At 61.1% G+C, this 4,017-nt stretch carries 5 protein-coding genes; 2 read left to right on the top strand and 3 right to left on the bottom strand.

Going from position 1 to position 4,017, the window contains the following annotated elements; translation table 11 throughout:
- The coding region (locus P7F28_RS03500; RefSeq protein ID WP_277183050.1) for an aldolase/citrate lyase family protein at positions 1–200 on the bottom strand (200 nt) is incomplete at its 3' end.
- Between the two features lie 310 nt (positions 201–510).
- Here P7F28_RS03500 and P7F28_RS03495 point away from each other — a divergent pair.
- On the top strand, positions 511–1,911 hold the full coding sequence (locus P7F28_RS03495; protein ID WP_277183049.1) for an MFS transporter: 1,401 nt from the start codon (positions 511–513) through the stop codon (positions 1,909–1,911).
- A 26-nt stretch (positions 1,912–1,937) separates the two neighbouring features.
- On the opposite strand, the gene P7F28_RS03490 is transcribed toward P7F28_RS03495, so the two are convergent.
- Positions 1,938–2,540: a TetR/AcrR family transcriptional regulator gene (locus P7F28_RS03490; RefSeq protein ID WP_277183051.1), complete on the bottom strand. Its 603-nt coding sequence runs from the start codon at positions 2,538–2,540 to the stop codon at positions 1,938–1,940.
- A 246-nt stretch (positions 2,541–2,786) separates the two neighbouring features.
- On the opposite strand from P7F28_RS03490, the gene P7F28_RS03485 reads away from it, so the two are divergent.
- Positions 2,787–3,680: an alpha/beta fold hydrolase gene (locus P7F28_RS03485; protein WP_277183048.1), complete on the top strand. Its 894-nt coding sequence runs from the start codon at positions 2,787–2,789 to the stop codon at positions 3,678–3,680.
- A gap of 18 nt (positions 3,681–3,698) precedes the next feature.
- Here P7F28_RS03485 and P7F28_RS03480 read toward each other — a convergent pair.
- Positions 3,699–4,017 (bottom strand): nuclear transport factor 2 family protein (locus P7F28_RS03480; RefSeq protein WP_277183047.1); only part of this gene is annotated, 319 nt, incomplete at its 5' end.

Here is a 4,017-nt window from a genome sequence, read left to right as displayed (position 1 = left end):
ACGCGCTGCTTCTGCTCGGCCAGCCACGCAAGCCTCGACTTGACGATCTCACGCGCCTCGACCTTCTGCGCGGGCGGCACGCTGTCCTCCAGATCGAGGATCAATGCATCCGCGCCGGAAGGGATGGACTTCTCGATCCAGCCCGGTTTATTGCCCGGCACAAACAGAAAAGAGCGTATGGGTTTCATCTGCATCGTCATGACTGTCTCGGCTATTAATGTGTTCATCTGTCTAACGTTAGGTTTTTACCTAACGATTGGTAGTTCGTTTCTTGCGTCAGTGAGATGCTGTCATTGGGGGTTTACACCTAAGCTCGCCGTCTCCCTCGACATTTAGTTCGCTAACCTTAAAAAATTTGGCTCATGGATAACACGCATGGAACAACATCCGGGCCGGTCTCAAACTACCGAACATTCATTAGGTAGATTGCCTGCGGTGTTGCAACATCGCGCAATCACGGCGACCAGCACGCAAATTCGATCACTTTGAAATGACCCAACTGGAGAGGAAATGAGAGACGCCATGAACGAGTTGCCGTCCGAGGGCACGGGCACGAGCGCGCCCGCGCGAACACGATCGTCCCGGGACCGAGTCGCGCACGACAGCGGGCGAGCCTGGTACATCCTGTCGATACTCACGCTCGCGTATTCGCTGGCTTACATCGATCGGCAACTGCTCAACCTGCTGGTCGAACCGATCAAACACTCACTTGTCATCTCCGATACGCAACTCAGCCTCGTGCAGGGATTCGCTTTCATCGCCGCGTACCTGGCGGCCTCGCCGCTGTTCGGTCGTCTGGTCGATGTGACCAACCGGCGCAACCTTCTGCTGGTCTCCATCTGCCTGTGGTGCGCTTTCACTGCGCTATGCGGCAAGGCCGACACGTATCAGGAACTCTTTCTTGCACGTCTGGGCGTCGGCGCCAGCGAGGCATGCGTATTTCCTCTCGCCCTCTCGATGATCGCCGACTGCTTCTCGGCCTCGCGTATCCCACGCGCAATGAGCATCTTCATTCTCGGCCCGATGCTTGGCGGTGGTCTCTCGCTGGTTGCAGGCGGCTTCGTCATCCAGTTCGCGCGCGCGTTCCATCAACATTTCTCGATCCTCGGGCAGTTCGAGACGTGGCAGCTCGCATTCGTGATCGTCGGGCTACCTGGAATCCTCTTTGCGATACTGGTATTGCTCACGGTTCGGGAGCCTGTACGCAGCAATGTGATGAGCGAGCGCGAGGACGATCGGGAGTATTCGACACGCGCATCTGCTGCCTATCTCTGGGAAAGACGCGGCTTCTATGCGCGGATACTACTCGGCGTCGGCATGCTTGCGATCGTCGTGCTCGGCATGCCCGCGTGGATGCCCACCTATCTGATGCGCACGCACGGATTGCCCGCCGCGCTGGTCGGTTTCCGGTTCGGCGCACTGGTGGTGAGCTTTGGCATTGCAGGCGCGCTGACCGGTCCGTGGATTGCACGTCAGCTAGAAAAACGCGGCTATGAAGATGCGCCGCTGCGGACCGCTGCCATCTCCATGATTCCCATGCTGCTCTGCTGCGCGAGCATTCCGTTCGCGCCCGGCGTGACCGGAGCACTCGCGGCGGCGGCCGGGACGGTGTTCTTTTTCAGCCTGCCTACCGGATGTATGGGCGCGGCCCTGCAACTCGTCGCGCCGAGCCGCATGCGCGGCACGGTTGGCGCGATCTATTCGTTCGTCGCCCAGTTGATCGGCTTTGGCGCCGGTCCCACGCTGATTGCGCTGCTGACGGATCGCGTGTTCCGCAATCCCACGATGGTCGGACATTCGATCGCCATCGTGTGCGCAATTGCATCGGCGCTTGCAGCGTGGCTGCTGCTGAGCGCGCTTCCGCACTATCGTCGCCTGCTGGCCGAGGAGCGATCGGCGCAGGCAGGCTAATACGGATATGGGGCGGCGCCTGGCGTTCAGGATGACGCGGCCAGCACCTTCTTGCGGCCGGTGCGCCGTGACTTCGCCGGCTGGACGCCTTCGAAGAACATCGTGAGGTATTGATCGGCTATTTTGTCGAGCGATCCCTTCTTCGGATCGAACCACGTCTGCACGGAATTGATGAAGCCGAGCACGGCGATACGGCACAGCGAGACATCGACATCCTCGCGCAAGAAACCTTCCTTGCGCAGATTGTCGAAGACCGTCGTCCAGACCCGCTGATGCCGCTCCCGCCGCTTGATCTGGCGCTCGCGCACTGCGTCGGGTAACTGGCTTAGCAGGCGGCCGTGCGCCAGCGCGTAGTCGCCGAACTTCAGCAGCGCGCTCATCTGTCCGACGAGTGCCGCCCTGAAGCGATCTTCAGCATTCGCGTTCGGAGGCAAGGCGTCGAAATGCCCGTTGATATGCTGAAAGATGCTGTCCGCGCCATGCTCCATCACCACGTCGACAAGCTCTTCCTTCGACGAAAAGTGATAGTAGATACTCGCGGCCTCGATATTCGCCTGCTCCGCAATCGACCGCATGGTCGTGGCCGAATACCCTTGCGTCGCAAACAAGCGCGCTGCCAGCCGAAGCAGAACCTCGCGGGTATCTGCGCTAGGATTTAAGTTTCGCTTTCGCACGTTTTTCTCTGCTCTTCGAGGTCTTGTTTCGCCGCCGGCCGGGCCTGTGCGGCATGAACTAATGTTTGTTTGAAAGATTAACGCATTTGTTACGCGCGGGCCAGTGCGTTCATTGTACGGAACCACTGACGGCGACGCGTTGACAAGCCCACTCGATTCAGCGAAGTTTTAGAACGCTCAACCGCAATCCGAGGATTCCTGATGAAAAGCGCCAGCGCCGCGTCCGTCACGCCGAAGCCCCTGCATACCTGGCCCGGTTCCGACGGTATCCCGCTAGCTGGCGATACGTGGGGCCATCCCGACGGAGCGCCGGTCGTGCTGTTGCACGGCGGCGGGCAGACGCGCCATGCATGGGGCGGTACAGGCGAACGACTCGGCCGCGCCGGCTACTTTGCCGTTGCCTACGACGCACGCGGCCACGGCGATTCCGGCTGGAGCGCCCACGGCGACTACAGCCTCGATGCGCTCGCCGCAGACCTCGACTGCGTACTCGCCGCGCTCGACATACGCCGTCCTGCGCTGATTGGCGCGTCAGTGGGCGGCGCGACCAGTCTCGTGGCGATCGCGGAAAAACAGGTGAACGCGAGTGCGCTGATTCTGGTCGATATCGTGCCGTATTCGGAACCCGCAGGCGTCGATCGGATTCGCGCCTTCATGACACAGCATCCGGATGGATTCGGCTCGCTGGATGAAGTCGCCGATGCAATCGCGGACTATCGGCCATCGCAAGCGCGGCGCCGCAATCTCGGCGGCCTGGCAAAAAATGTGCGCCTCGGCGACGATGGCCGATACCGTTGGCACTGGGACCCGAAGTTCCTCGCAAGACCGATGGAGCCTCACGCACGCCACGCGCGGCTCGCCGACTCCGCGCGACGCCTCGCACTGCCGACGCTGCTCGTACGGGGCGGCAGTTCCGACATCGTGAGCGAGGCCGGCGTGAAGGAATTTATCGAGCTATGCCCGCATGCGACGTACGTGAACATTGCGCAGGCGGGCCACATGGTGGCCGGGGACCGCAACGACCTGTTCGGCGATGCGGCCATCGACTTTCTCGCGCGGCAAGGCGGCGTCGCGGGAACCGCCGGATCGATGTGAGCGCGACGGACGCCGCGTTCAGATCGGCGGCGACACTGGAGACGCGGAAAAATGGTGCTGGCGAATCTTCCATTCTCCCCGGTGCCGCGCGATCAGGAGCGTGGTTCGCAGACGGGAACGCGACTCGCGGCCGTCGCTGAGCATGAACAGAAACTCGCCGAAACCTTGAGCGAGAAAACAATCATCCGCAAGCGTGATGAAGTGCTGTTCCACAAGCTCCAGCGTCGCTGATTCGATCACTCCTTCATACGAAGCGAAATAATCGTGAATAGCGCGCGCGCCGATGGAGTGTCCGGGCCTTCCGCCGAAGAACAGCGCATCCTCCATGTAGACCGAG

The organism is Caballeronia sp. BR00000012568055, assembly GCF_029439455.1.
Lineage (GTDB): Bacteria > Pseudomonadota > Gammaproteobacteria > Burkholderiales > Burkholderiaceae > Caballeronia.
The sequence above is the reverse complement of the archived record's forward strand: the minus strand, read 5'-3'. Positions and strand labels throughout refer to the sequence as shown.

What these genes read in the sequence shown, in the direction of transcription:
- P7F28_RS03485 (WP_277183048.1), top strand. Translation starts at nt 2,787, where the DNA reads ATGAAAAGCGCCAGCGCCGCGTCCGTCACGCCGAAGCCCCTGCATACC.
- P7F28_RS03495 (WP_277183049.1), top strand. Translation starts at nt 511, where the DNA reads ATGAGAGACGCCATGAACGAGTTGCCGTCCGAGGGCACGGGCACGAGC.